This is a genomic window from Desulfobacter vibrioformis DSM 8776, assembly GCF_000745975.1.
Lineage (GTDB): Bacteria > Desulfobacterota > Desulfobacteria > Desulfobacterales > Desulfobacteraceae > Desulfobacter > Desulfobacter vibrioformis.
On record NZ_JQKJ01000016.1, the window covers coordinates 17276 to 41969 of the forward strand.

Sequence of the window (24694 nt, forward strand, 5' to 3'; positions counted from 1 at the left end):
AAATAGATGGAATTGACACCGATTTACGATAACCAGCCGGATATTTACACCCTGAAAGGATTTGCGCCCAGGATGATGAGGACAAAAGATCTCAGGGCCCTCGGGGTAAGCGTTACACCGGATGAGGCAACCATGGATCTGTTCACCGCGGGATGCCGCTCATTCATGGCCCGCTGGGAGGCGCGTACCGCCATTCCCAGGCCCCGGGTGGACCTGGGTCCGATTGATCTTGGCAACGACCTGGAAATCCACAACTACACCTCACACTGTCCCACCCTTACCTACGAGGTGAGTCCGGTGCAGGGCTGCCAGGTGGGCTGTCTCTACTGCCTGGTCACCGACGGGGTCCATGAGCATACCCTTAGTGCCTATGAAAATTACGACCAGCTCCTGGCACCCATTCTGGAAAAACACCGGCACGAGGAACACTACTATTACTATTCGGCAAAGACCGAGGCCCTTCAGGAGCCCACCCTCCAGACCGGCATCGCCCACAGGATACTCAACACCTTTATCCGCCACTATGAAAGGTATCCGGATTCCAAGGCAAGGCTTTTCATCGCCTCCAAAGCCGGGATCAAACACCTGATGTATGCCCGGGACGGTGTGCGGATTATCGACCTTTTTGAACAGCTTAAAGGAAAGATGCAGTTCAACACCAGCATCTCCATTATGCCCGATTCCCTGCGCCTTTTGCTTGAACCTTTTGCAGCGCCGGTTCCGGAACGGATGGCTGCGGTCCGGGCCTGCCAGGAGCGGGGCATCCTGTCCGAATCCGCCCTGGTTCAGCCCATTTTTCCCTCATATCTGAACGACGAAGTGATGTCCGAATTTTTCGGGAGACTCCACCGGAACGGCATTGTCAATTTCAAACCCGAGTTCCTCACCGTATCCCCGGCCACCCTGGCCTGGATCGGGCAGCTGCTGGAACATTTTGATCCGGACCAGGCCCGGCGCCTCTACACCCTCTATCTGGCACCGGAGAACCAGGACCATAAAAAACAACGGCAGCGCACGGCACCGGAACGCGACTTCTGCATGGAACAGTTCAAACGATTCCAGCAGGCAGGGCGCGATTACGGCATCTCCATGTCCATCTGCTACTGGGTGCGCAAGGCCCTTAACATTGACATCGACATGATCCCCATCATCAATGAAAACGGGTACCAGTGCCTGGGGTACCAACGCAAGCTGTTTGACAGCCCCTTTTAGACGGATAGGGGCACTAGGCGGTTTTCTTTATAAAAATCTTGTTAAAGGCCCGGTTCAAAAGGATATAGATCATTGGCGGGACAGGGGTGAAAAACAGTGAGAAGAAAAAATTCCCCCAGAACCCGAGAAAGGTTTTCCTGCCAAGAATACCCACGATAAAAGAAAGAACCAAATATAGAATCACCATAGGCGGCATAAGCTAATTCCTTTTCAAGTTAAAATCTGGTCAGCCGCCCTTATTTCCAGGGAGGCTATTCTGTTTTTTTTCAGGAATAATATACAGGATACCCCAGTGATTGGAAGGCACTGCCGCATAAAATATTTTTACGGTTTCCCCGGTGGCAGGTGATATCACCTTGGCCGTACCGGACTTGCCCTTCTGGAGATCACGTCCGACCCTGCGCAATTCAGGCAGCTTTAAAAAGACCGCCAAAGAAAACAGGGTGTGGTTAACCTCCCATTCTTCCCGGGGAGCGCTGATCACAGTGCCGTCTTCCGAAAGCAGCATGACAAACCCGTTGTTGGGCAGTTTTTTCTCTGTATTGAAAAAGCGGGTCAGCCAGTCAATGGATACATCCACGGTCACCACCCCGGTAAAGGTGTCTGCAACACCGTCAAAAAAGGAGAAGGGTACAGCATAGGTGGTCATAAAGACATCGCCGCCGCCTTCATCAAAATAGGGATCCACCCACACCGGCCGGTTAAGTATTTTCGGCAATAGATACCAGTCTTTGTTGAAATAGTCATATCCGGGCTGATCCAGGGCACTGAACCTGATCTTGCCGTCCTTTTTGCAGGCGTACAATGGCCAGGAGAGGCTCTTTTCCCATGATAGACCGGGGGCAAATGCCACGGATGTGCCGAAAATTTCCGAATTGTTCAGCATGATGGCTTCCAGAACGATTTTAATCTCTTCTGTCCGGAGTCGCTGTAACTCAAGGATTGTCGCAACTTCCCTGGGAATTTTCTGGATGGACTTTACAAAAAGATCAATCCGGTCCGTATCTTTTTTCAGCATCTGCCGGATCTGGCTGCCTGACATGGTTATGGTGTCCGGATTGCCGGTCCGTTTCATTATGCTGGTGGCGGCAAATGACACGGCAATGACGAAAATACCAATTGCAAGAATTGCGTCAAGCCTTGTGAGAAGACGTTTTCCCAGGTTGGATTGAGGTTTCTGGGGGCTGTTATCAGCGGTTGACATAGAACGCATCGTAACTCACCTTCCGGGGAATCTTTTGGGTCTTGAGCAGAAAATCCACGGCCTTGTCAAAATCGGATCTGGCCAGATGCCCGCCAGGAGTGTCCGGATCTTTTGGGCGTATCATCTCCGGCATGGCGTCCATCATCCATTGCAGGTGGACAGGATTGCAGATCAGGTTTTTCTTCAGGAGTATCCTGCTGATAAGGCCGATGGCTTCATCGGGGTGGGCCACTGCGTATTCCCAGCCTTCCATGGAGGCTTTAACGAAGCGCCGGACAAGCGCCGGGTCGGCCTGATAGGTCCGGGCCAGGCAGTAAATTCCGTCTTCAGGGAAATCCATATCAAAATCCTTGAGCCGGAACAGGGTGAGTTCATCAGAATCAATACCGTGATTGATCAGGGTGTTGTACTCGTTGTAGTGCATGACCGAAATGATATCCACAGCTTTTTTCAGAAAAAAACTTATCCCCTCATCCACCGAATAGATCTCGGCGCTGATGTTCCGGGTTTTGATAAACCCCAGGGTCTGGGCCCGGAGCACGGTTCGCCATACAGCGATTTTTCTGCCGTTAAAATCCCGGGGCGTGTTGATACCTGAGGTCTTACGGGCCACAAATTCGATGGCACTTCTCTGGAATACCTGACCCACATTCACGATATCTTCCCCAAATGCCTTTTTTTCAAGGGCAGTCAACAGGTTCATGATACCCAGATCGCTCTTTCCCTGCACCAAATCGGTAAGCACATCCTCATTGTAGCCCCGGTCCTGGATCGTAACATCCAGTCCGTACTTTTCATAAATCCCTTTTTCCCTGGCCATGTAAAACCCTGCGAACTGGGGTTGGGGAAGCCACATGAGCATGAAGTTGATTTTTTCCAGTTCTCCGGCCTGTAAACAGGATACCCCCGGCAGGAGCATCATCCCCCAGACCAGGAAAATGATGGTGAAACAGCGTTGTTTTCCGGTATGCCGCTTCATATCATGGTTTCCCGTCGGCATTGAGCAACAGGGGCAGCCCCTTGTCACCATTGCCCATGATAATAATTTTAGAGTTGGGGGATTTGGCCAGTTCCTGGGTGACCTCAAGGCCCTTCCACTTGAGGATGGGGATGCCTGCAATGGTTTCAAAGGACCTGATCCCCTGGGCTTCTATGGACTTGCGTTTCCTCTCCTTTTCTTCAATGGACAGTTTGTAATCATATTCCTGGCTGAGCTGGTCGGAGACCATCTTCCTTTCGATGGAGTCGGCAACCGATTCCGGGAGTATGATGCGTTTGATCAAATAGTCTTCCAGCACAATATTGCGGGCGAGCATCTTTTTATTTAAATAATATTTTATGGATGCCTGGATCACCAGGGTGGAAATTCTGTAGAGCTGCTCCGGGGGATAATTCCCGATGACGGACATGGATGCGGCCTTGACCTCCGGATCCACAAAGGTTTGTGCATAGTTTGCCCCCAGGGTTTTGTGGATGGTGGGGATCCCGTCCCTGATGGGATAGAATCTGAAGGCGTACTCCACGGTGATGGTCAACCCCTCGGTGGTCAGAATCTTCAGGGTGTTGTTCGATGTCTGCACACGGGTATTGTATATGTACATGACATCCCAGGGCCAGATGAGATGCAGGCCTTCCCTGTTGATTTCGTTGATCTGGGTCCCCGTGAACCTGGACCACCGGACCCCCTGCTGCCCCGGATAGATTGAGATCACAATATTGTTCCAGAAAAATGCAATCAGAAACGCAAGGATCAGCAGGGAAACAGTGATGCCTATGGTATGCTTATCCCACAGGGCGGTGATTTTTTTCTTGAGTGTTTGCAAAGCCATCTGATAATCCCGATTAAGTTCTCATAAGGTATGTTGTCCCGTGTCCTGGGAGGGGGGGCCGGTGATCTTCATCCTGCCTTCTTCCATGTGGTATATCTGGTCTGCCATGTGAAACCATCTGTCGTCATGGGTGACGCAGATGATGATTTTTCCTCGGTCCTTCAGGTCCGGCAACAGTTTCTCATAAAAGATACGCCGGAAGTGGGGATCCTGATCCGCAGCCCACTCGTCCAGAACCATCACGGGTTTGTCTTCAAGTTCCGCCACCATGAGCGCCAGCCTTTTGCGCTGTCCTGTGGACAGATCCGTGGTGCTGAAGGTATTGTTCTCCACCTTTACCTTGGTTGAGATATCCAGCCGGCTGAGCAGTTCATCAATCCTTCCGGGGGTGTGGTCGTTGATGCAGTAAATCCGGCTCGACAGATGGAAGTCACTGAAAACGGCACAAATTTTGTCCCGGTAACTTTGAAGCTGTTCAATGCCCAGGGGGGAGCCGTTGACAAGAATCTGCCCCGAATCAGCCGGGATAAGGCCGGTCAGCAGGCGGAGCAAGGTGGATTTTCCCGATCCGTTGCCGCCGGTGATAAAGGTGATCCGGCCTGCCTTGAATTGTGCATCCAGGGGGCCGGCTGCGAACAAAGAATTTCCCTGGTCATCACGGTAGGTGTGGGTTACCCGGGTCAGGCCAATGGACCCAAGCCTTCCTTCCAGCGCTTCCCGGGTTTCGGTGGCGGTGTCAGCGGCTGCCGCTGCCAGGCGGTCTTCCATGGATGCGATATGTTCCAGGGCCAGCTCCGCCTGGGTCACCATGGGGGTGGCAAAGGCAACCGTGCATACGGGTCCTGCAATGAAGATCACCACAATGGTAGCAGGCATCACCACCTTGTGAAAATCCGGGGCAAAGACCGGTACCACAAAAACGATGAGTCCGGCCAGGGAATAGAGTAAGGCTTCGGTGGCAGCATAGTTGCGTCCCCACTTCAGTTTGAGCTGGGCGTTGCTCTCCCCGGCATCCGTGGATGCGCCGGCCAGGTGACCCACCACGCCCTCGGCCCTGGAACCGCTCATCCGGATCTCCTTAAAGCCTTTTATAAGTTCTGAAAGCCCTTTAAATACAGTTCGTTCTGCGGTATCCGCCCGCCGCATCAAAAGACGAATGGTCTTTACCCTGGCAAAATGCAGGGCCACGGCAAGGCCGGCAAGGCCGAAGGACAAGACACAGGCCAGGGGGGAGAGCCAGGCCAGGTACGCCGCAAGAAAAACCAGCATCAGCGATTGCTGCAGACCAATGACCAGTATGGGAAGCACCTGGGAAAGCACCTGGGTATCCTGGGTCAGGACCCCCTGCAGACTGGCATGGCCGATCTTTTCAATGGTGATCAGGTCTGTCTGCCGGACAAGATCAAACAGGCGGGTGCGAAGCCGGTGAATCAGCTGCTCGGCATCCCGGGAGGCTGTCACCAGCGTGTGGGTATGGGTGATATGGAACACGATGATACTGATGACGAACATGAACATCAGCCGCGGGCTGACCCCCTGGGTGGCTGTGGTCTGGGACACAGTGGAAATAAGGGCCACGAACACGAGGGTGGAAACCGGAATCAGGGCGTTCATGGCCAGTGTGGCGTTAAAATTACCCGGAATTTCGCGGACCAGCAGCCTAAACAGTTTCATCTTTCCTCCCTGGTTCAATTACGCAACTCCCCGTTTCCTTACGTCCCTTTTTCTTCTTAGAATGGGCGACTTCCGTCAATTTGCCTTCATCAAGATGAAACCTGCGGTCTGCCGTATCAAAGTAACGGTCGTCGTGGGTCACGGCAATGATGGTAAGTCCCTTTTCCGAAAGAGCGGGCAGGATTTCCCGATAGAATTTTTTTCTGAACCGGGCGTCCTGGTCTGCTGCCCATTCATCCAGAACCAGGATGGGTTTGTTTTCAAGCAGGGCCGCCACCAGGGCAAGCCGTTTTCTCTGTCCGGTTGACAGGTCGGTGCGGGTGAAGCCCTGATCCCGGATATCAGAGACCTGGGCCATCTCCATCCACGCCATCAGGCGGCCTGCTTCTGCCAGGTCATCATCTGTGAGGCCGTAGAGCCGGGAGAACAGGTAAAAGTCCGAGAAAACCGGTGCAATTAAACTGCGAAAGCCTGCCAGGCGGGCCGGTGTGACGGGAAAACCGTCCAGGGATAATTGACCCCGTGCGGGGTGATAGAGGCCTGTGAGCAACTTGATAAAGGTGGATTTTCCGGCACCGTTGCCCCCGCTGATGAACACGGTTTCCCCCCTTTTGATACAGACATCCATGGGACCGATGGTAAAGGCGGGCTCTCCCGGCGGGGCTGGAAATGTGAATTCAATGCCTTGCATCCGGATGTCTGAGAAATTGGCGGACAGGGGCTCAAAGGGATCAACACTGCCTTTTTCCTCCAGTGCGGCCAGTTCCTCCTCCAGCACCAGCATGCGTCCTGCGGCAGCTTCAGTGGCACGCAACACGGCCAGGGACTGCATCAGGCCGAAAATCGGCGATCCCAAAAAGAGAATGGCCGCTGAAATTTTAACCAGATTGCTGCTGACCGTGGGCGCGTAGAGGGGGACGATAAATAGCACCACCCCAAGCATGACGTTAAAGGTGGTTTCGCCGAACACGAATTGCTGCCAGGTGTGCTGGTGTACACGGCTGCAGGCATTGGCCGTTTCCAGGGACTGGGCCGCAAACCCCTGGCTGATGGCCTGGCTGCGAACGCTGCACAGCCGCTGTTCCTTGAACCCGTCAAAGAGGTCTGAGACGTAGTCGAACAGCCGGGCTTCATGATCCCCCATGGCCTTGCGGGCCTGTTCCAGGCTCTTTCCCAGGCGGTAATAAAACAGGGATGCGGCGGTTATCATTCCGGACAAAAGCAGGAAGGCGATCATTGAAATGGTGCCAATATAAACCAGGATCATCAGAATCAGGATCACGGACCTCAGGGCCTGGGCAATGTATTGGGAATTGGCGGAAATGGCCTTGCAATTCTGTGTGATGCTTTCGAACAGCCGGCTTCTGCCGAAATGTTCCAGCTTCCAGAGATCTGCATGGCGCAGGCGGTGAATCAATGCCATTCTGATCCGGTTTACGGATTGTTCCAGGTCAGCGGCCAGATGGGCGATCATGGTACTTTCTGCCGTGGCGTATATGAATGTGCTGGCGACAAAAATCATGGCAAGACGGAGATCTACAAACGCCTCTTGGGCGTCGTGGATGGTTTTTGCCGCATAGGTAATCACCGCCAGGATAACCGTGGTGCCCAGGGCAGAGACGGCCGCATACCGTATGAGTCTGCGCAGCGGCTTTTCTCCGGAAACATTCAGGAGCCGAACCAGGTTCATCCCCATCTCCCTGACGCATATATCCGGCCCGTGAGCCCCATATTGAATATCATTCCTTTTCGGTTCATCCCTGGTCAAGCAGTCCGGCCAAAACAACCGGCCAAAACAACCAGATAAAACAATAGGATAGCCTAAACCCCTCAACCATTATTCAACAGCCATTTGTTAATCTATAAACGCTTATAATTACAATAATATTACGATTAGAGAAAGAACTTTTTTATGAAAGCGATCGAAATTAAAAAGCCCCCGGGTAAGAATCTACCCAGGGGCTAAAATGTTACAGGGATAAAATGGGATATTAAATCACGGTTACATTTGCAGCTGCCGGTCCTTTGGGACCCTGTACAATGTCGTATGAAACCTGTTCACCTTCATTGAGAGATTTAAAACCCGCTGCGTTGATGCCTGAATGATGGACAAACACGTCATTGCCACCACTTGCTTGTTCGATAAATCCAAAACCTTTTGACTCGCTAAACCATTTTACGATACCATTTGCCATGTAGGCGTTCTCCTAAATAAAAAAATAAAAAATAAATCGTCTCGATCTTAAAAAGATAATCACTGATTTCTCGGGGAAAATATCTAAGGAAGAAACTCAAGCACATAAGCGCTTGTAATAAGTTCAGCCATCATACATGAAAAAAAGAGCATGTCAAGGAAATTAATTCCAGCCTTAGAAAACCACCAGGTGCCAAGGATATCTGACAGGGCCGATCCCATGTCAGATATCCTTAATCAACCGTTCCCCATTACACGCCCGGGCAGCCCGGTCAAACCCGTCCAGGCTGTCCTCCAGGGACTGGGCCAGCAGGGTACCTGCCGTGTACGCATTTGAATCACCCTGGTTCTCTACCGCACACAGCACATCCATGATGCTCATGCACTCAATATCCATGGCCGGGGTGTACCCGGTTGTATTGCCTTCAAGATTCACTGAATACAAAATGCCTGCATCCATAAGAATCTCCAGAAGGTGATGTACAATGGTTAAGGGCAGATTCAGTTCCCTTGCGATACGGGTATCTGTGGCCGGGGGCTTTTTTTCGGCAAAACGCCGGACACATCCTTTGACAATCTCGAGCATGGCAAGTTTTCTGGCCCGAATGCTCATGGCAGTCAACGTCAGATCCGGGGTTCTTGCATTTTCAGTGTTTTCCCACTCAAAGGCGATTTCCGCCCCGTAGAGCAGTACCCCCCAGGAAATCTGCAACCAGATCAGAAACATGGGTAATGCGGCAAAACTGCCATAAATGGCATTGTAACCTGTGACAAAAACCTGAAACTTTAAAAACGCAGTCTGGATAATCTGAAACAGGGTGCCGGCAAACACCGCCCCTGCGGCGGCAGCCTTGAAATTTACCTTTTTATGAGGCATGATCACATAAAAAAACATGAACAGCGACCAGGTGACCACATAGGGCACGACATGGATGAAAAAAGAGAGAATGCCTTTAATATCAATGGGAACGCCAAGATAGACCCAGAAAGATTCCAGGCGGGGAATCATGAATAAATTCACGGATCCGGACAAAATGCCCAAAAGCCATGCTGCCAGGGCAATGGTCAGATAATCGGTGAATTTTCTGATCAAAGGCCTGCCATCCCTGATCCACCAGATACAGTTGAATGTGCCTTCGATATGAAACATCAGCTTAATCAGGGAATATAAAAGAAGCAGAACGCCAAGCACGGCCATAAGCCCTCCCTGGGTTTTCTCCAGCAGATTGTTGGTGAAAACCAGAATATTCTGGACAATCTCCTCACGGCCCTCAAACAAAGACATCACCTCAGCCTCAAGGAACTGCTGGAACCCGAAGCCCTTGGCAATCCCAAAGGCCATGGCCATGACCGGCACGATGCTGTAAAGGGTGTACAGGCTCAAGGCAGATGCCCGCAGCGCACAGTTGTCCCGTTGATATCCCTTGCCAGCCCTGTAAAGCACCCGAATGGCCTTGGCCCGAAATTGGGCGAATGAAAAGGAGATCCTCTGCTTCATTTCCGGTTCAACCATGCCTTCAGGCGTTTTAAGCCTTCCTGGGTGGAGATCTTTGGCACATAACCCAGGTCATTTTTTGCCCGGCTGATATCAAACCAGTGGGAGGTGGCAAGTTCCCTTGCCGCAAACCGGGTCATGGGTGGATCCTTTTTAATACCCAAGGTCCGGTAAATGAATTCAAAGAGCCACCCGGCCGCATAAGCGGTGTTCCCGGACACATGCCCTTTAATGGGCGGCAGGCCTGCGGCTGCCAGAAAAGCATTGGCCAGGGTCCATTTGGACATGGGTTCATCCTGGCTGATAAAATATATGTTGCCGGACAGATCAGGATTCAGGGACAGCTTTTCAGCGGCCAGGATATGTGCGTCAGCCGCATTATCCACATAAATGGTATCCACAAGATCCGTATCCGGGCCGATGATTTTCAGCCGGGATGCCCTTCTGATAATGCCGGGTACCAGGTGGTTGTCTTCCGGTCCCCATATCAGATGGGGCCGTAAAATGATTACGGAAAGTCCCTGCCCCGCAGCTTTAATTATCTCTTTTTCCGCCAGGGCCTTGGTTTCAGGATAGGGGGCCAGATATTTATCCGGATAGGGAACCCGCTCATTGGCCCCGTGCATATCCTTGTCATCAAACACCACCGAAGGCGAACTGGTGTGAATCAGCTGCCCAACCTTATTTTTCATGCAGGCTTCAATAACATGCACGGTTCCGGTCACATTAATGCGAAAATATTCATCATAAGCACCCCAGATCCCGGGTTTTGCCGCCGTATGAAACACGGTGTTCATGCCTTTTAAGGCATGTGTCACAGCATTGATGTCGGCCAGGTCTCCCTGGATCTGGGAAACCCCCAGTTGATCCAGCGCTGGATACCAGGACCGGGAGAATGAAAAAACAGTTTCTCCTTTATCCACAAGTTTTCTGACCAGGGCCCTGCCCAGGAACCCGCCGCCGCCGGTAACCAGAATATTTCCCAGACTCATTTTACCGTTACCACCTGTATATCCAAAATTTTATAAAATAGCTGTTAAATCTTTGCTTGACAAGTCGCAGTTTTTTTTATAAAAGTGATCTCGTTTTTCAGCTGAGCGGGAATAACTCAGTGGTAGAGTGCGACCTTGCCAAGGTCGAAGTCGCGGGTTCGACTCCCGTTTCCCGCTCCATCTTTTTTTAAATCCATTTAAAAATCCGGCCCGTTAAAATTCAATTTTACACCCAGATTATTCTTGTGTGAAAATTCATATACATTTTAAATATTCTTTTTACCAAGATATAGTACATTCTATTCTCATCAATTGCTTAATAAATACAGATTTCACATACCACAGACATAAAAAAAAGGCCATGGAAACCACTGAAGGTATGCCTTTGGAAACATTTATGTTACAACCGGCCCATTATTATTAATTCATACAAACTTTGGAAAATAATTATGAGCAAAAAACAAGAACAGGTCTTGTGCATTGACCGTGAAACCCTTCCCGCATCCTGGGTAACCCAGAGAACAGTTCTCCCAATGAATTTTTCCACGTTTGCCGCCACATGCGCCCAAGCTAATTTTTCCTTTGTCCGCCGGGTCATTGCTGAAGAAGACAGACAAAAAAAACAGATCATTCCGTATATTCTTTTACAGACAGCTGACGGCGGCAGGACAGCGTCCTACAACAGGCAGGGCAGCGAAAAACGGCTCCATGACCTGTGGTCCATCGGGATCGGCGGCCATATCAACCCCGGGGATAAGACCATGGAGGCAGACAGTTTTGAAAACATTTTAACAAACGGCATGCAAAGAGAACTGGATGAGGAACTGATCCGGCGGGTTTCCAGTGACCCCATTGAATTCATCGGCATCATCAGTGAAGATATCACGCCGGTGGGCAGCGTTCACCTGGGCGCTGTCTTTCTGATCCGGACACAGCAGCCGGAAGGCTATCTGCCCGGGGATGAATTGCACAGCTTTACCTGGCATGCAACACAAACGCTCTCACAACTGAACCTGGAACTGTGGTCCGAGCTGGCCCTGGAACTTGTCAATTCCTTGAATCCAGCACTTTAAGTGCAATGGAACCTTTTTTTTTCAGCACCTTTGATCCCCTTGTGATTTTACACAGGCTGATGCCGTATTTCTCAGCGATTTTCCGCTGGGTCATACCCGCATGCAGATCTTTTAAAAGCTTCCAGCGCAAGGAAAGATCCGAAAGCTCCGCAGGTGTAAAAATTTCATCAAAAAAATGTTCCAGTTCATCCATAGTGTTAATGGATAAAATGACTTCCAGTAATTCCTGATCTATACGCATAAATTTTTCTGCACCCTGCAGTATTATTCCTTTTCACAAAACATATGAACCCTGTAAGTATGAATGGTCAGGCTGCCTGTGGTCCATTCATCGGCATCAAGCCCGGCTTTGATGCACAACTGGGATAAAAAAGAAGGGGGGTCAGGCAATTGCTGCCATACCTGGGGAAGAAAGGTGGCTTGTCTGCTTCCTTTTTTTATAATAACGCCATCCTTGAAAGGCACAAGTCTTTGAACCAACTCTTTTGACGTACGGTATTCAAATTTTTCAGGCAAGGACAAAAGACTGATCTCCAGATCCACCTGGTCAAACTCATCCCTGGCAAGGGGTGCAAACCGGGAATCTTTAAAAGCAGCAAGCCTTGCGGTTTCACCAACCCCTGTTTTCAAGGGTTCAACCGGTTCAATGACACCAACACATCCTCTTAATGCACCGTTTTTATGCAGGGTCACAAACAAACCCTGCTTGATTTCCAAAAAAGGCTGATTTAAATCAATTTGTGTTTCATCCACAGGAAGGCCAAGTTTTTCAGCAATACTGATGCGAGCCATTTTCAGCAGCATCTGCCCTTGTTTGTCACTAATCATTTATCCTGCATCCTTATCATAAAAGAATTTAGAAAGAATCCGACGGAAATAAGCGCAAATATATTTTTTAAAACCCAACAATTCGTGGAACAATTGAATTCTGGATAATAAATTTCCAATTTTTATATCAATTCTACATAACTCGATTTGACTTAAATATCTTTCTAAACTATCGTAGATCTTAATTGGTATGGTAGACTTGAAACATTTGAAGTCAATTCAAGGCCACCGGTCAAGGCCACCGGTCAAGTCCACCGAAAGAATTAACAACAATCTAATAGAGATCGTTATTGGTGATAAATGACTGTTATTGACCAGAAACTTGTGAACAAACTAATAGAAAACGGGGTGGAAGCAGCCTTAATCCCCGGGTTTATTCGCAGTCTGGCCAATGCCTTTCTGATCAACCCCAACATGTCCTACTGCCAGGCTCTTAAACGCCTTAAATATCTGGGCTGGGAAGACATTGACATTGATTATCACACATTCTCCCTGGCGGTGAATGTCCTTGAGACCAAAGGGTTGAGCCGTCTTAAGTACAAATCCGCTCCCTGGTACTTATCCAGTTTTAATGCCAGACAATCTCCGACGATTTATTAGAAGGGGCTGTTATTTTTTTGATTTTTCCTCAAAATACCTGTCCACCAGGGATTCGGCCAACCCCAGGTATGTCTGAGGTAAAAGAGCCCTCATACGTTCTTTCACTTCAGGCGGCACCTTTTCAAGCCCGTCCACAAACCGGGCCAAATCCTCTTTCTCAATTTTTCTGCCCCGGGTCAAATCTTTGAGCCGTTCATATGGATTATCCTCGCCATATACCCGCATAACAGTCTGAAACGGTTCAGCCAGAAGTTCGGGGTTATCATCCAGATCCTTTTCAAGCATCTGCTGGTTTAAATCCACTTTTGACAGGCCTTTTATGGCATTTTTCATCCCAATGGTAAAATACCCGAATACTGTGCCAAGGCTGCGCAGCACTGTACTGTCAGTCAAATCTCTCTGGAACCGGGATTTCTGCAGTTTAACCGCCAGATGTTCCATCATGGAAATCGCAAGGCCCATATTCCCCTCACTGTTCTCAAAATCAATGGGGTTGACCTTATGGGGCATTGTGGATGATCCGGTTTCACCTGCCGCAATCCGCTGTTTAAAATATCCGAGACTGATATATCCCCACATGTCACGGTCGAAATCAATCATCACCGCCGCAGCCCGGACCATGGCATGAAGAACCCTGGACAGGGCCGTATTTGGATTTATCTGGGTGGTGAATAAAATGGGTTCAAGAGACAAGTGATCCCGAATAAACCGTTCAGACGCGGCCATCCAGTCAATTCCGGGAAACGCAAACACATGGGCGTTGTAATTGCCCGTGGCCCCGTTTATTTTCACCTGGATTTCAGTGCTTTCCAACACCTGGATTTCCTGGTTCAAACGCCAGGCAAAATTGATAAACTCCTTTCCCGGAGTCGTGGGGGTCGCAGGTTGCCCGTGGGTGCGGGACATCATTGGAATGCTTTTATAAACCAGGGCTTTTTTCTCAATCTCTGCCACAAAGGTTTTAAGCAGCTCAACCACCAGGGCCTTGCCTTTTTTAAGCATCAGCCCGTATGCTGTATTATTGATATCTTCGGAAGTGCATGCAAAATGGACCCATTCCCGTATGGAGGCCAGTCCTGCCGCATCCAGTTTTTCCTTAATCAAATATTCCACGGCCTTTACATCGTGGTTGGTCCGGAACTCTATCTCCTTGACCCTGAGCGCATAATCCTCATTAAAATCATTTATCAAAACATCCAGACCTGATAAATCTAAGGCGTGGCCGCCCTGTACAATCTCATGGACCTTTAAATCCGTTATCAGAAATTTCAGCCACTCAAGTTCAACGTGAACCCGGTGATGAATTAATCCGGATTCACTGAAAATATGTGAAAGAACCCCGGTAAGATTTGCATAACGACCGTCTATGGGCGTGATGGATAACACCTGTGTCATTTTCTCTCCATTATGAATAAATAAAAAATACGGGTGTCATAATAGAACCATCATGTTGATTTTGCAATAAAATACAACAACCGATCATCCTTATCTTGACAATCTTGAAGGATTTAAAGTATTTTACGAACCTGTTTTTATTAATCTTTCAAGAAGCGAGCTTTGTGTGCCGCGGGAGTAAACAGTTATTATGGCACTGACCAAAACGATTATTACAGAAAAAATACAAAATGAACTGGACCTGTCAAGAACCGTTGCCTACGATGTCATGGAAGAATTTCTCGAAATTATAAAAGAGACCATTGCAGGCGGTGAAGATATTATGATTTCAGGTTTCGGCAAATTTTGCGTCAATGAAAAAAAAGCAAGAAAGGGGCGCAACCCTGCAACAGATGAGGAAATGACGCTTTCAGCCAGACGGGTTGTCACCTTTAAATGTTCCGGAAAACTTCGGGATTTGATTAATTCCAACGCCCGGTAAAATTAATGTTTTTATCTGACCAGACGATCACCAACATTATTCTTGTTACGCTCATTGTTGATTTTATAATGAATTATGTGGCTGATCGTCTGAACATCAGCAGGCTGACGACCCACCTGCCTGAAGAATTTTCAGATGTGTATGACAGAAAAAGGTATAAACAGTCCCAGCAGTATCTTAAGGCCACCACCCGATTGGGTACGGTCACGTCGACCATTGATCTTGGTATTCTTTTAGCGTTCTGGTTTTCGGGCGGGTTCGGTGCCCTGGACAATTTTGTCCGGGAAACCGGATGGTCTTCCATGGGGTGCGGACTTTTATTCATCGGTATCCTTGCAGGATGCAAATTCATTATATCCCTGCCCTTTTCCATCTATTCCACCTTTGTCATTGAAGAGAAATTCGGTTTTAATAAAACCACACCCAAACTTTTTGTTCTGGATCTGATCAAATCCATGATGCTGTCCCTGGCCCTGGGCATCCCGTTGCTGTCTGCCATATTCTGGTTTCTGGAAAGCACGGGGTCCTGGGCCTGGATGATCTGCTGGGGTGTGACCACAGGTTTTATTGTCCCAATCGGTAGTAAAAACTATGGACTTTAGTCCAAGACTTTTAGTGCATTATTTTTATAGGCATTAAGGGGCATGCTACGGATTTCGGTTCTTAGTTCTTGTAGCCGTATAAAAATGATCCGCGCAGCGGTACCTTAGATCAGCGACTTTCAGTCGCAACGGGCTTTAGCCCGCCATTCTATGGACTTTCAGTCCATAGTGGTTGAATCTGGCGGTGCAATACATTGTTCCCTCATGGATCATGCCCTTGTTCAATAAGTTCACTCCCCTTGCAGACGGTGAGTTAAAGGACAAACTTTTTGCCTACGCAAAAACCATTGATTTTCCTTTGACCCGGGTCTTTGTCATGGACGGATCCAAACGAAGCACCAAGTCCAATGCGTTTTTTACAGGTTTTGGAAAAAACAAACGCATTGTGCTGTTTGACACCTTGATCAACGCCCATACCCCGGACGAACTTCTGGCCGTACTTGCCCACGAAATGGGACATTTCAAAAAAAAACATATCCAGCGCCGTCTGATTTTCGGCATTCTTCAGATGGGGGTTATTTTTTACCTTCTGTCTTTATTCATCAGCCAGCAAAGCCTTTTCACGGCATTTTATGTGGATACGCCGTCCATATATGCCGGCCTGATTTTTTTCAGTATTCTTTTTTCCCCGGTTGATCTGGTCATCTCCATTATCATGCAGTTCTTCTCAAGAAAGGATGAGTACCAAGCAGACCGGTTTGCCGCGTTGACGACAAAAAAGGCCGGGGCCTTGATAACGGCTTTAAAAAAACTCAGTGCCGATAATCTTGCCAACCTTACCCCCCACCCCTTTTATGTGTTTTTAAATTACTCTCACCCGCCACTGGCCCAGCGTGTTGCAGCCATGGAAAAAATTAAAGGCATGGTCTGATATCATGGAACGGCTTTTAGTATTTTCGGATCTTCACGGCAGTCTCTCGGCCTGGCTGACGGTCAAAGCCTTGGCTGGCCCCGGTGATGCCGTTGCCATTGCAGGGGATTTGTTTGATACACGGTATGGCAGCTACAATGAGCCAGATTTTGCCCCGGACCAGATCCGGTCAACCATTGCCGGCCTGGATTTTAAACTTTTTTATATTTACGGCAATTGTGACGTGGAAGGGTTCTGCAAAGGATTTTCCCATAAGCTGCGCTTTACAGCCTTTGATAAAACCATTTTCATGCATCACGGACATAAGAACAATCGAATTCCGGAGGGCACGGATATCGTTATTCAGGGGCACACCCACCTGCCCCAGTTAGAAAAAATTCAAACGTGCATCCACCTGAATCCAGGCTCCATTGCGCTTCCCAGAAACGAAACAGCCACCTTTGCCGTCATTGACAGCAACAGTATAAGTCTGGTGACGCTGTCCGGTAAAAAACTGGCATCACTGACGTTTTAACTTTGGCTCATGTTGGGTTTCAGGGTCTTATTCGACGAGCAACATCATTTTTAAGCAAAAATTTCAGAGGAAGGCTTGTGGCTGAACCTTGAGCCACATCGGTTCATGCAGGTTTTATCGATTGTTTTAGTTATCTATACATAACATTTTTGTGTTCCAATAATATTGACTATTTCTGAAACAGTCATATCTTTTTTATAAAAGATTCAGCAAGGATTTACGAGAGCTGCCCGAGATTTTGAATCTTAAATTAATAATTTAGGCTGGCAGTGCCAAATAAAATATATAAGGAGATGACATGAAAACATATAAAAGTACTGTCGGGGACTATGAATATTCAATTGATAATTTCGGCTGGATGGTCCAGATAAAATACAAAGGTAATGATATCAATAAATTCAAATGTACAATCTGTGGTAAAACATCCACGGACAAAAACGAAATCTGTAAAGTGAAGGCCTGAATTGGGAACAGTATATGTATCACAAATATTGACCGAACTATCCTGCGGGGGTGGGATTGATTGCCCCTGCAGGATTTTTTTTGAACACATGATGATACCATTGCTTTGTTCTTCATAAGAAAATTTCAGGGTGTTTATCAGCCGCTTTGATTTGACTTAGACTTAAATCGCCAGGTGCAGCGGGTCAGCGCTTGATTGAAACCTGAAAAACAATCAGGAGCAGGTCTTACCAGAACCCTGCCCCTGCTTGTTTATCCCTGTCTTAAAAAATATGTATTAAGACATCCTGTTGGTTCTATTTTATTGATTCTATTTTTATTCAGTCAACGATTACCATTGGAATGCCATTTAGAGCGTGCATTACCCGTGAAGCGTTGCTGCCCATAAAAAATTCTTTTATACCCGAAGAGGCCCTTCGCCCCATAGCGACCATGCTGTATCTGCCTTTTTGGGCCTCCTGTGCAATGTCGGCCGCAATATTTTTCTCTTGGGGCTGGGTTTTTATAGAAATTTTTTCTGGGTTAAATCCGGCACCCAGTAAATCATTTCTTGCGGCCTCAAGTGTTTCCCGCATCATATCCTGTCGCTTTTCCTCCATCCGGCAAAACGCATTACGTTCTTTTTCAAAATAGGGCGTAAGGCTTGGGCTGTTAAGTTCGCAGGCTGCGGCGGTATTGGGCACGACATAGAACAGCGTTATTTCGTGGTCTTTGTTAAAATGTCCTGAAACATATTCAACCGTTTTTTTAGCGTTTTCAGACTCATCGAACGCAAGCAATATTTTGTTCATGGATTTTATCTCCTTATGATTATTTAAAGGATGCACACACCCTGCGTTTCCCTTTGCAGTCAGCGCCCATCCGTTTTCTGGACGGACACTAATTAATAAAGTCACCCTCATTCCCGTCAGGCTGCAGCCTTTAAATAATAATTTTATACGGCGGCTGAAGTTATGGCATCCCAGTGTGTGGCAATTTGATTATGCACCATCTTGAGCATCTCAAGGCTCAACTGTTCGGCATGGTGTGTATGCCGGGCTTTTAACTCCTCAATCCGTGCCCGGATAACTGGATCGGTTACAATTTTCAACGCAAGGTCATATGTTTGAATTGCTTTGGTATCTAATTGTATCAGTTGGTCCAGTGTTTTCAATGTCATAGCCTCATCCATGGCGTATCCTTTTCAAGTTTTCAAGGAGGGCTTTTAAAACCTTCTTATCCCCTATTGTCTGATGTTCGTATCAGCTTGATTAAACATAAAAGGTTTGTATATGTATGAATTCGCCTATTAAGATTTCCAGAGGCCATGAACGTTGCAGTATTCCCGTGCCGTGACATTGGCTGAACAACCTTTAAAGATAGCTTCCGGAGCCTGTCCGGGTTGCAGGTAGTGGCGGCAGGAGGTCTCGCCGTCAATGACTTCAACCCACTCAATAAAGTGTTTTTCCTCCATGGGGTGCGGGTTGGATCCGACCTTTACCTTAACGCCGTCAGCCGTTGCCTCAATTACGGGTACATGCTTTTCTTTTCCTTCATCCGCAGATTTTTCTTCAAAAAGAACCATCTCAGCACCGCAGCAGACCAGGTCCCCTGCAGCCCCGTGAAGGACTTCAACAACATTTCCGCAAATCTCGCATTTATAAACCTGTTTTTTTTCAGCCATGTTTCCTCCTTTATGTCTTTTTATATGCAGGTAAAACAAGTAATGACGATTCCTGTCCGATTTCATGAGCCAAGATTACAGGTAAAGCGTTTGATCGTATATTCGGGTTTTTACCCATTGCGGATTTTATAACCATGTAATTGCAAATATACATAATTTCCCCCATTGAAATAGACATGGATGGCCTCTTATATTTAAATGGAAGTCCCAAGAAACAACCCAAGAAATAACCCAAGAAACAAATTGACAAGCACATTTAATCCCATTTAATCCAAGGCTTAAAGGAGAGTTATTATGTCAGATAAAACAAGTTCAAACCGGGAAACACAAAACGTACAAAAGAGTGATACCAATGAACAAAATATAGATATCTGTACGTCTGATCCTGCATGGGCAGAGCATGCAAGACCCAATGAGACGGGGCCTGAACCCTGTGATGATGGACGCGGCATTCAATTTGAAAAAGGAGGCAACTCATGAAACCCAGACAACTTTTGATTGCGGTCTTGATTCTACTTTTTTCCAGCACCGCTGCGCTTGCACAAACCTGGGAAGCAGATAAAGACCATACTGAAATCAGATTTGAGATTAACCATATTCTGACCACGGTGTCCGGGTACTTCCGGGACTATGATGCGGATATCTCATTTGACCCCAAACACCCTGAAGATGCAAAATTTAATTTCACCGTGAAAGTTAAAAGTATAGATACTCATATTGAAAAGCGGGATGCCCACCTTGGCACCGGGGAGTTTTTTGATTCAGACACCTATCCTGAAATGACATTTGTTTCTAAGAAAATTTCAAAGATCGCCAAAGGGCGTTATGCCCTGGAAGGTGTCTTGACGATTAAAGATGTGTCAAAAAATATAAAAACGCAATTTCAATATTTTGGCCCCAAGCCCCACCCCTTTGCAAAGGAAAAAATGGTCAGCGGCTTTACCACTGAATTTTCTTTAAACCGGCTGGATTATCATGTCGGAAACGGGAAATATGTAAAGATGGGGATTGTGGGAGAGAATGTGCATATCACGATTACCATAGAGGCGTTGGCAGATAAACAGTAAAGCCCATCTCAAAATTATTTGGCTCATGTTCCGTTTCAGGATCGTATAATGGCAAAGGGTGAACCACGGGAGCGAGGAAAGACCTTGCTCCATTCGCTTGTCGAGCTTTGGGGCAAATAAAACCTTGAAACACAACATGAGCCTTAACTTTTTAGGCTGGAAGACGATCTAACCAGCCGCCCCACCCCCCTTTTCCACAACTGCTTCCGATCTCCAAAATCGCCATCCAGCGGGTCTTCAGACCGGTTTAGCCTGCCTGTAAAGTCTTTCGTCAACTATGTTTTTATACGCATTTTTATCTTATTTTTGTCGCGTTGTTTTCTTTTTAATATTCAAATAAACATGTTCACCATAAGCCAAATGCAAAATATCGCATTTCTATCGTGGTTAAGAATTTTAAATGGGCCCAAACGCATAAAAATGGATAAAATGATCAAAAAAACAGACGCCAGACCTGAAAATCCACAGCTCCCCGGTTTTCAAGTCAGGAATATCCTTTTTGTTTCCGCTCCTTATCATTTGCCGGGACTGAAAGCCGATATCCATCCATCCCCCTGGAAGATCACCCACGCTGTTTCCATGGAAGAGGCTGCCGCACTGCTTCCCAAGACGGCATTTGACCTTGTTTTCATTGAAATTGAGGCCCTGGACGACAAAACAGGAATGACGGGACACCACCTCAAGACCCTTTGCCCCGGCCTGCCGGTAATCCTTCTGGTGCGTCCGGGCCGCTTCAAAAACCGGCCTTCGGAAGAGGATGCGGATCACATTTTTGTCTGGTCCGGGACACCTGGACTCTTCCATGCCATGGTCCGCTTCATTGAGGACCAATTCTGCAAGGACACCACCCGCCGTGCAGTTCTCCTGGTGGAAGACAGTCTTGAATACGCCTCGTTCTTCCTTCCTGAAGTATACAAAGGAATAGATGCGGCCTTCCCCGGTGCCAGACGGCCCAGGCTTATCCTGGCCGGGTCCCATGAAACCGCCATGGACCGGTTCCGTGAATTGGGAAAACGCCTTGACGGTGTCCTTTCCGATACCCGGCTCCCCTGGCAGGGAAGAGAGGCGTCCGGAGCCGGCATTGACATTTTATCAACCATTCACAAAGAAATGCCCGGCCTTCCCATCATGCTCATGAGTGCGGAAGGCGCAAACAAAACAATGGCCAAGGGCATCCCGGCCCCCTTTCTGGATAAAAATGCCAACCACCTGGACCGGGACCTCCATGAATTTTTCCTCAGCCTGGCAGCGGACCGCCCGAACCGGGAACAAAAACCCAATCCCCAAGACCAGTATCCTGTTCAAACAAGCCCTGCCGGGCTTACCAGAATCGGACGCGGGTCCATCGGTGGCAAAGCCAGGGGGCTTGCCTTTCTCGCCCAGACCCTTAACCGCCGCCCCGATCTTGGAACGGCCTATCCCCAAATGGCTGTCAACATCCCTGACACCCTGATCCTCTGCACAGACATTTTTGACGACTTTGTCCGTGACAACGGCCTGATCAGACTTACCGGCCGCCCCTTGGCGGAATTGGTCCAGGCATTCATCGACGCCCCCCTGCCCCGGGAGATTCTCCGGCATTTGGAAACCTATCTGGCCGCGACCTGTGCCCCTTTGGCCGTGCGTTCCTCCAGCCTTCTGGAAGATGCAGGCACCCATCCCTGCGCCGGGCTGTACAAAACCTATATGATCCCCAATAACCATGCCGACCCTGACATCCGCTTGTCCCATCTTGCCACCGCAGTCAAGCTGGTCTATGCCTCTGCATACTATAAAAAGGCCCGGGCCTTTGTGCGCAGCACAACAGCCCACCCCTTCAGGGACAGCATGGCTGTTATGATCCAGGAAGTCGCCGGCAGCCGGTACAAAGACTTTTTCTACCCAGCCATTTCAGGCACGGCCCATTCCCTGAATTTTTACCCTGCAGCCAATGCCAAAGCCGACGAGGGGGTCCTGAACCTGGCTCTGGGTTTAGGCCATACCCTGGCCCAGGGGGAGCAGAGTTTCAGGGTGTTCCCCAAACATCCCCAGGCCACACCCCAATTCTCCGGGACCCGGGATTTTCTGGAAAAAACACAAAATCGCTTTTATGCCCTCAGAATGGCAGACTATCCGGAGACCCTGCGCTTCGGCATTTGTTCCAACCTGGAACGCCGGGACCTGGCCCAGGCCCTGGAAGAGGCTCCGGTCAAGGCCCTGGCCGCCACATATATGCCTGCCGAAGACCGGATTCGGGATACCTGGTACTGCCGGGGGCCTAAAATCATAAACTTTGCCCAGGTTTTGAAATACGGGACTCCGCCCCTTACCGCCCTGGTAAACGATCTCATGACGGCTTTGGCGCATGATGCCGGCGGCCCGATAGAACTGGAGTTTACCGCTGACCTCCCGGACAAATCAGGCGGCCCCTGGAACATTTCCCTGCTCCAGGTCCGGCCCATGTCCAGCCCGCGGGACACCAGCCTGATCACCAAAAAAGATCTTGACGAAGCAGTCTGCGTCTCCACCTCGGCTCTGGGGAACTGCACCCTGAAAACCATCCGGGACATCGTCTATGTCAACCCGGAGACCTTTGAAGGGGCTAAAACCCCGGATATGGCACAGCAGATCAGCCGCATCAATGCGGAACTGGCCAAAACCAACCGCCGGTTTCTGTTGGCTGGTCCGGGCCGGTGGGGGTCTTCGGATCCCTGGCTGGGCATCCCGGTTGACTGGCAGCAGATCTCCGGTGCCGGTGCCATCGTGGAAATCCGGGACGGCACCATCCATGCCGATGCCTCCGGGGGCTCCCATTTTTTTAACACCATCACTGCCCGGGGCGTTCCTTATATCACCGTGAATCCCGGGGATTCCGACCGCATTGATCTGGAAAACCTGGCCAGCTGCGGCACGGTCCGGGACGAGGGGTTCATCCGTCATATGCGCCTGAACCACCCCCTGCTGATTAAAGTCGATGGAAAACATTCCCGCAGTGTCATCATTGACGCCGGAAAAGCAGACAATCACATACAGGATAAATGAGTTCCCGACGCTGATTATTTTGCGGATCATACCGAACAATTTGATCTCATTGATCTCATCAACCCGATTTACAAGACTCACATCTTAAAGGAAAGGTAGACCATGTCAGAAGAACTGAATAAAATCATTGCCAAAGACCCCGATCAAAAAGAGTTCCACCAGGCTGTTCAGGAAGTGATCGAAACCGTACAACCCGTGCTGGACCGCAACCCCGAATACCGCCAGTCCAAAATCCTGGAGCGCCTGGCCGAACCTGAACGGACCATCATATTTCGGGTACCCTGGATGGACGACACCGGAACGGTCCAGGTGAACCGCGGTTACCGCATCGAAATGAGCTCGGCCATCGGCCCTTACAAGGGCGGGCTGCGTTTCCACCCTTCGGTGAACCTGTCCATACTCAAGTTCCTGGCCTTTGAGCAAGTTTTTAAAAACGCCCTGACCACCCTGCCCATAGGCGGCGGCAAAGGGGGGTCCGACTTTGACCCCAAAGGGAAATCCGACAATGAAGTCATGCGTTTCTGCCAGTCTTTCATGTCCGAACTTTACCGCCACATCGGCCCCAACACAGACGTGCCCGCCGGGGACATCGGCGTGGGCGGCAGGGAAATCGGCTATCTTTTCGGACAGTACAAACGACTGAGCAATGAATCCTCTTCGGTGCTTACGGGGAAGGGCCTGGACTGGGGCGGCAGCCTCATTCGCCCGGAAGCCACGGGCTATGGTGCTGTCTATTTTGCCGCGGAAATGCTGGCCACCCGCAATGGCAGCATGGAGGGCAAAACCTGCCTGGTTTCCGGTTCCGGCAACGTGGCCCAGTACACCGTGGAAAAAATCCTGGATCTGGGGGGCAAAGCCGTCACCCTGTCGGACTCCGCCGGGTTCATCTATGACGAAACAGGCATTGACCGGGAAAAACTGGCCTGGGTCAAGGCGTTGAAAGACATCAGGCGGGGCCGGATCAAGGAATATGCGGAAAAATATCCGGAAGCAGTATACACCGAGACAAATGCGGCCCTGGATTACAATCCCTTGTGGACCATCAAGGCCGACTGCGCCTTCCCCTCTGCCACCCAGAACGAAATAAACGGCAAAGATGCGGGCAACCTCATTGAAAACGGGGTCTTTGTCGTGTCCGAAGGGGCCAACATGCCCTCTACCCCTGACGCGGTGGATCTTTTTGTGGACCACAAAATCTTCTACGCCCCAGGCAAGGCGGCCAATGCCGGCGGAGTGGCCGTATCCGGCCTGGAAATGTCCCAGAACGCCATGCGCCTGGCCTGGACCCGGGAAAAAGTTGACAAACGGCTGCAGGGCATCATGAAATCCATCCATACATCCTGCGTGGATGCCTGTGCCGAATACGGCGAGAAAGGCAACTACGTAGCCGGGGCCAACATTGCCGGCTTTACCAAGGTGGTCAACGCCATGTTGGATCAGGGTCTTGTATAGCCCGTAAATTCCTGGTATATCCGGTCCATATCAGAATCAGCCGCCCTGTTCATGCCCGGGCGGCT

The 24694-nt window shown here is 49.2% G+C and carries 26 protein-coding genes and 1 tRNA gene; 13 read left to right on the forward strand and 14 right to left on the reverse strand.

Translation table 11 applies throughout. The features are described 5' to 3' along the window. Nucleotides 1-6 precede the first annotated feature (6 nt). Nucleotides 7-1212, forward strand: a complete 1206-nt coding sequence (locus tag Q366_RS11240) for a radical SAM family protein (protein ID WP_035238957.1) — start codon at nt 7-9, stop codon at nt 1210-1212. A 226-nt stretch (nt 1213-1438) separates the two neighbouring features. Here the strand turns inward: Q366_RS11240 and Q366_RS11250 are convergent, their stop codons facing one another. From Q366_RS11250 to Q366_RS11285, 8 genes are all read right to left on the reverse strand, one after another. Then, complete coding sequence (locus Q366_RS11250) at nt 1439-2425, reverse strand: PDC sensor domain-containing protein (RefSeq protein ID WP_084691800.1); 987 nt, start codon at nt 2423-2425, stop codon at nt 1439-1441. Next, nucleotides 2403-3395, reverse strand: coding sequence for an ABC transporter substrate-binding protein (locus Q366_RS11255; protein WP_169742958.1), 993 nt, complete (start codon nt 3393-3395; stop codon nt 2403-2405). The genes Q366_RS11250 and Q366_RS11255 overlap by 23 nt, the downstream gene beginning before the upstream one ends. A gap of 1 nt (nt 3396) precedes the next feature. After that, on the reverse strand, nt 3397-4245 hold the full coding sequence (locus tag Q366_RS11260; protein ID WP_051958001.1) for a prohibitin family protein: 849 nt from the start codon (nt 4243-4245) through the stop codon (nt 3397-3399). A 21-nt stretch (nt 4246-4266) separates the two neighbouring features. Next, nucleotides 4267-5919 (reverse strand): cyclic peptide export ABC transporter, encoded by a 1653-nt coding sequence (locus tag Q366_RS11265; RefSeq protein WP_051958002.1) that lies wholly within the window; start codon nt 5917-5919, stop codon nt 4267-4269. Beyond that, a complete protein-coding gene (locus Q366_RS11270; RefSeq protein ID WP_051958003.1) occupies nt 5906-7609 on the reverse strand; it encodes a cyclic peptide export ABC transporter in 1704 nt (567 codons plus the stop codon). The genes Q366_RS11265 and Q366_RS11270 overlap by 14 nt, the downstream gene beginning before the upstream one ends. Nucleotides 7610-7910: 301 nt before the next feature. Then, a complete protein-coding gene (locus Q366_RS11275; RefSeq protein WP_035238960.1) occupies nt 7911-8114 on the reverse strand; it encodes a cold-shock protein in 204 nt (67 codons plus the stop codon). 222 nt (nt 8115-8336) lie between these two features. Next, on the reverse strand, nt 8337-9611 hold the full coding sequence (locus tag Q366_RS11280; protein WP_156968163.1) for a YihY/virulence factor BrkB family protein: 1275 nt from the start codon (nt 9609-9611) through the stop codon (nt 8337-8339). Beyond that, complete coding sequence (locus Q366_RS11285; RefSeq protein WP_035238962.1) at nt 9608-10600, reverse strand: NAD-dependent epimerase/dehydratase family protein; 993 nt, start codon at nt 10598-10600, stop codon at nt 9608-9610. Before Q366_RS11285 ends, Q366_RS11280 begins: the two co-directional genes overlap by 4 nt. A gap of 105 nt (nt 10601-10705) precedes the next feature. Here Q366_RS11285 and Q366_RS11290 point away from each other — a divergent pair. Together Q366_RS11290 and Q366_RS11295 are read left to right on the forward strand one after the other, a co-directional pair. Beyond that, nucleotides 10706-10780: transfer RNA gene (locus Q366_RS11290), tRNA-Gly, on the forward strand. Nucleotides 10781-11049: 269 nt separating this feature from the next. After that, a complete protein-coding gene (locus Q366_RS11295) occupies nt 11050-11673 on the forward strand; it encodes a phosphoesterase (RefSeq protein ID WP_035238963.1) in 624 nt (207 codons plus the stop codon). Here the strand turns inward: Q366_RS11295 and Q366_RS11300 are convergent. Both Q366_RS11300 and amrA read right to left on the reverse strand, forming a co-directional pair. Further along, nucleotides 11648-11914, reverse strand: a complete 267-nt coding sequence (locus Q366_RS11300; RefSeq protein WP_035238964.1) for a Trp family transcriptional regulator — start codon at nt 11912-11914, stop codon at nt 11648-11650. The two genes, Q366_RS11295 and Q366_RS11300, sit on opposite strands and share 26 nt — an antisense overlap. Nucleotides 11915-11937: 23 nt before the next feature. After that, nucleotides 11938-12501, reverse strand: a complete 564-nt coding sequence (gene amrA, locus Q366_RS11305; RefSeq protein WP_035238965.1) for an AmmeMemoRadiSam system protein A — start codon at nt 12499-12501, stop codon at nt 11938-11940. Nucleotides 12502-12801: 300 nt separating this feature from the next. On the opposite strand from amrA, the gene Q366_RS11310 reads away from it, so the two are divergent. Then, complete coding sequence (locus Q366_RS11310; protein ID WP_035238966.1) at nt 12802-13101, forward strand: hypothetical protein; 300 nt, start codon at nt 12802-12804, stop codon at nt 13099-13101. A 9-nt stretch (nt 13102-13110) separates the two neighbouring features. On the opposite strand, the gene purB is transcribed toward Q366_RS11310, so the two are convergent. Beyond that, a complete protein-coding gene (gene purB, locus Q366_RS11315; RefSeq protein WP_035238967.1) occupies nt 13111-14496 on the reverse strand; it encodes an adenylosuccinate lyase in 1386 nt (461 codons plus the stop codon). 190 nt (nt 14497-14686) lie between these two features. Here purB and Q366_RS11320 point away from each other — a divergent pair, with 190 nt between their 5' ends. The 5 genes from Q366_RS11320 to Q366_RS21305 all read left to right on the forward strand — a co-directional run bounded on the left by Q366_RS11320 (nt 14687) and on the right by Q366_RS21305 (nt 17427). Continuing rightward, a complete protein-coding gene (locus tag Q366_RS11320; RefSeq protein WP_035238968.1) occupies nt 14687-14977 on the forward strand; it encodes an integration host factor subunit alpha in 291 nt (96 codons plus the stop codon). 5 nt (nt 14978-14982) lie between these two features. Continuing rightward, nucleotides 14983-15579: a M48 family metalloprotease gene (locus Q366_RS11325; RefSeq protein WP_245619940.1), complete on the forward strand. Its 597-nt coding sequence runs from the start codon at nt 14983-14985 to the stop codon at nt 15577-15579. Between the two features lie 184 nt (nt 15580-15763). Next, a complete protein-coding gene (locus Q366_RS11330; RefSeq protein WP_245619941.1) occupies nt 15764-16450 on the forward strand; it encodes a M48 family metallopeptidase in 687 nt (228 codons plus the stop codon). Nucleotides 16451-16454: 4 nt separating this feature from the next. Further along, a complete protein-coding gene (locus tag Q366_RS11335) occupies nt 16455-16964 on the forward strand; it encodes a YfcE family phosphodiesterase (protein ID WP_035238969.1) in 510 nt (169 codons plus the stop codon). Nucleotides 16965-17262: 298 nt separating this feature from the next. Then, nucleotides 17263-17427, forward strand: a complete 165-nt coding sequence (locus Q366_RS21305) for a hypothetical protein (RefSeq protein ID WP_156968164.1) — start codon at nt 17263-17265, stop codon at nt 17425-17427. A gap of 319 nt (nt 17428-17746) precedes the next feature. On the opposite strand, the gene Q366_RS11340 is transcribed toward Q366_RS21305, so the two are convergent. The 3 genes from Q366_RS11340 to Q366_RS11350 all read right to left on the reverse strand — a co-directional run bounded on the left by Q366_RS11340 (nt 17747) and on the right by Q366_RS11350 (nt 19089). Next, the gene (locus Q366_RS11340) at nt 17747-18217 is read right to left on the reverse strand and encodes a universal stress protein (protein ID WP_035238970.1); all 471 of its coding nucleotides are present in this window, start codon (nt 18215-18217) and stop codon (nt 17747-17749) included. Between the two features lie 143 nt (nt 18218-18360). Beyond that, nucleotides 18361-18597 (reverse strand): hypothetical protein, encoded by a 237-nt coding sequence (locus tag Q366_RS11345; RefSeq protein ID WP_035238971.1) that lies wholly within the window; start codon nt 18595-18597, stop codon nt 18361-18363. A gap of 117 nt (nt 18598-18714) precedes the next feature. Next, nucleotides 18715-19089, reverse strand: coding sequence for a desulfoferrodoxin (locus Q366_RS11350; RefSeq protein WP_035238972.1), 375 nt, complete (start codon nt 19087-19089; stop codon nt 18715-18717). Nucleotides 19090-19383: 294 nt separating this feature from the next. On the opposite strand from Q366_RS11350, the gene Q366_RS11355 reads away from it, so the two are divergent. The 4 genes from Q366_RS11355 to gdhA all read left to right on the forward strand — a co-directional run bounded on the left by Q366_RS11355 (nt 19384) and on the right by gdhA (nt 24629). Beyond that, nucleotides 19384-19569, forward strand: coding sequence for a hypothetical protein (locus Q366_RS11355; RefSeq protein ID WP_035238973.1), 186 nt, complete (start codon nt 19384-19386; stop codon nt 19567-19569). Continuing rightward, nucleotides 19566-20156 (forward strand): YceI family protein, encoded by a 591-nt coding sequence (locus tag Q366_RS11360; RefSeq protein ID WP_035238974.1) that lies wholly within the window; start codon nt 19566-19568, stop codon nt 20154-20156. The genes Q366_RS11355 and Q366_RS11360 overlap by 4 nt, the downstream gene beginning before the upstream one ends. Nucleotides 20157-20585: 429 nt before the next feature. Continuing rightward, the gene (locus Q366_RS11365; protein WP_245619942.1) at nt 20586-23177 is read left to right on the forward strand and encodes a PEP/pyruvate-binding domain-containing protein; all 2592 of its coding nucleotides are present in this window, start codon (nt 20586-20588) and stop codon (nt 23175-23177) included. 102 nt (nt 23178-23279) lie between these two features. After that, nucleotides 23280-24629, forward strand: coding sequence for an NADP-specific glutamate dehydrogenase (gene gdhA / locus Q366_RS11370; RefSeq protein ID WP_035238976.1), 1350 nt, complete (start codon nt 23280-23282; stop codon nt 24627-24629). Nucleotides 24630-24694 lie beyond the last annotated feature (65 nt).

Bases quoted from the DNA above. Each gene is read 5' to 3' on its own strand.
- amrA (WP_035238965.1), bottom strand. From the start codon at position 12,501: ATGATTAGTGACAAACAAGGGCAGATGCTGCTGAAAATGGCTCGCATC.
- Q366_RS11310 (WP_035238966.1), top strand. From the start codon at position 12,802: ATGACTGTTATTGACCAGAAACTTGTGAACAAACTAATAGAAAACGGG.
- Q366_RS11285 (WP_035238962.1), bottom strand. From the start codon at position 10,600: ATGAGTCTGGGAAATATTCTGGTTACCGGCGGCGGCGGGTTCCTGGGC.
- Q366_RS11300 (WP_035238964.1), bottom strand. From the start codon at position 11,914: ATGCGTATAGATCAGGAATTACTGGAAGTCATTTTATCCATTAACACT.
- Q366_RS11345 (WP_035238971.1), bottom strand. From the start codon at position 18,597: ATGGATGAGGCTATGACATTGAAAACACTGGACCAACTGATACAATTA.
- Q366_RS11335 (WP_035238969.1), top strand. From the start codon at position 16,455: ATGGAACGGCTTTTAGTATTTTCGGATCTTCACGGCAGTCTCTCGGCC.
- gdhA (WP_035238976.1), top strand. From the start codon at position 23,280: ATGTCAGAAGAACTGAATAAAATCATTGCCAAAGACCCCGATCAAAAA.
- Q366_RS11260 (WP_051958001.1), bottom strand. From the start codon at position 4,245: ATGGCTTTGCAAACACTCAAGAAAAAAATCACCGCCCTGTGGGATAAG.
- Q366_RS11240 (WP_035238957.1), top strand. From the start codon at position 7: ATGGAATTGACACCGATTTACGATAACCAGCCGGATATTTACACCCTG.
- Q366_RS11270 (WP_051958003.1), bottom strand. From the start codon at position 7,609: ATGAACCTGGTTCGGCTCCTGAATGTTTCCGGAGAAAAGCCGCTGCGC.
- Q366_RS11280 (WP_156968163.1), bottom strand. From the start codon at position 9,611: ATGAAGCAGAGGATCTCCTTTTCATTCGCCCAATTTCGGGCCAAGGCC.
- Q366_RS11355 (WP_035238973.1), top strand. From the start codon at position 19,384: ATGTCAGATAAAACAAGTTCAAACCGGGAAACACAAAACGTACAAAAG.
- Q366_RS11350 (WP_035238972.1), bottom strand. From the start codon at position 19,089: ATGGCTGAAAAAAAACAGGTTTATAAATGCGAGATTTGCGGAAATGTT.
- Q366_RS11265 (WP_051958002.1), bottom strand. From the start codon at position 5,919: ATGAAACTGTTTAGGCTGCTGGTCCGCGAAATTCCGGGTAATTTTAAC.
- Q366_RS11325 (WP_245619940.1), top strand. From the start codon at position 14,983: ATGTTTTTATCTGACCAGACGATCACCAACATTATTCTTGTTACGCTC.
- Q366_RS11320 (WP_035238968.1), top strand. From the start codon at position 14,687: ATGGCACTGACCAAAACGATTATTACAGAAAAAATACAAAATGAACTG.
- Q366_RS21305 (WP_156968164.1), top strand. From the start codon at position 17,263: ATGAAAACATATAAAAGTACTGTCGGGGACTATGAATATTCAATTGAT.
- Q366_RS11295 (WP_035238963.1), top strand. From the start codon at position 11,050: ATGAGCAAAAAACAAGAACAGGTCTTGTGCATTGACCGTGAAACCCTT.
- Q366_RS11360 (WP_035238974.1), top strand. From the start codon at position 19,566: ATGAAACCCAGACAACTTTTGATTGCGGTCTTGATTCTACTTTTTTCC.
- purB (WP_035238967.1), bottom strand. From the start codon at position 14,496: ATGACACAGGTGTTATCCATCACGCCCATAGACGGTCGTTATGCAAAT.
- Q366_RS11255 (WP_169742958.1), bottom strand. From the start codon at position 3,395: ATGAAGCGGCATACCGGAAAACAACGCTGTTTCACCATCATTTTCCTG.
- Q366_RS11340 (WP_035238970.1), bottom strand. From the start codon at position 18,217: ATGAACAAAATATTGCTTGCGTTCGATGAGTCTGAAAACGCTAAAAAA.
- Q366_RS11275 (WP_035238960.1), bottom strand. From the start codon at position 8,114: ATGGCAAATGGTATCGTAAAATGGTTTAGCGAGTCAAAAGGTTTTGGA.
- Q366_RS11365 (WP_245619942.1), top strand. From the start codon at position 20,586: ATGATCAAAAAAACAGACGCCAGACCTGAAAATCCACAGCTCCCCGGT.
- Q366_RS11250 (WP_084691800.1), bottom strand. From the start codon at position 2,425: ATGCGTTCTATGTCAACCGCTGATAACAGCCCCCAGAAACCTCAATCC.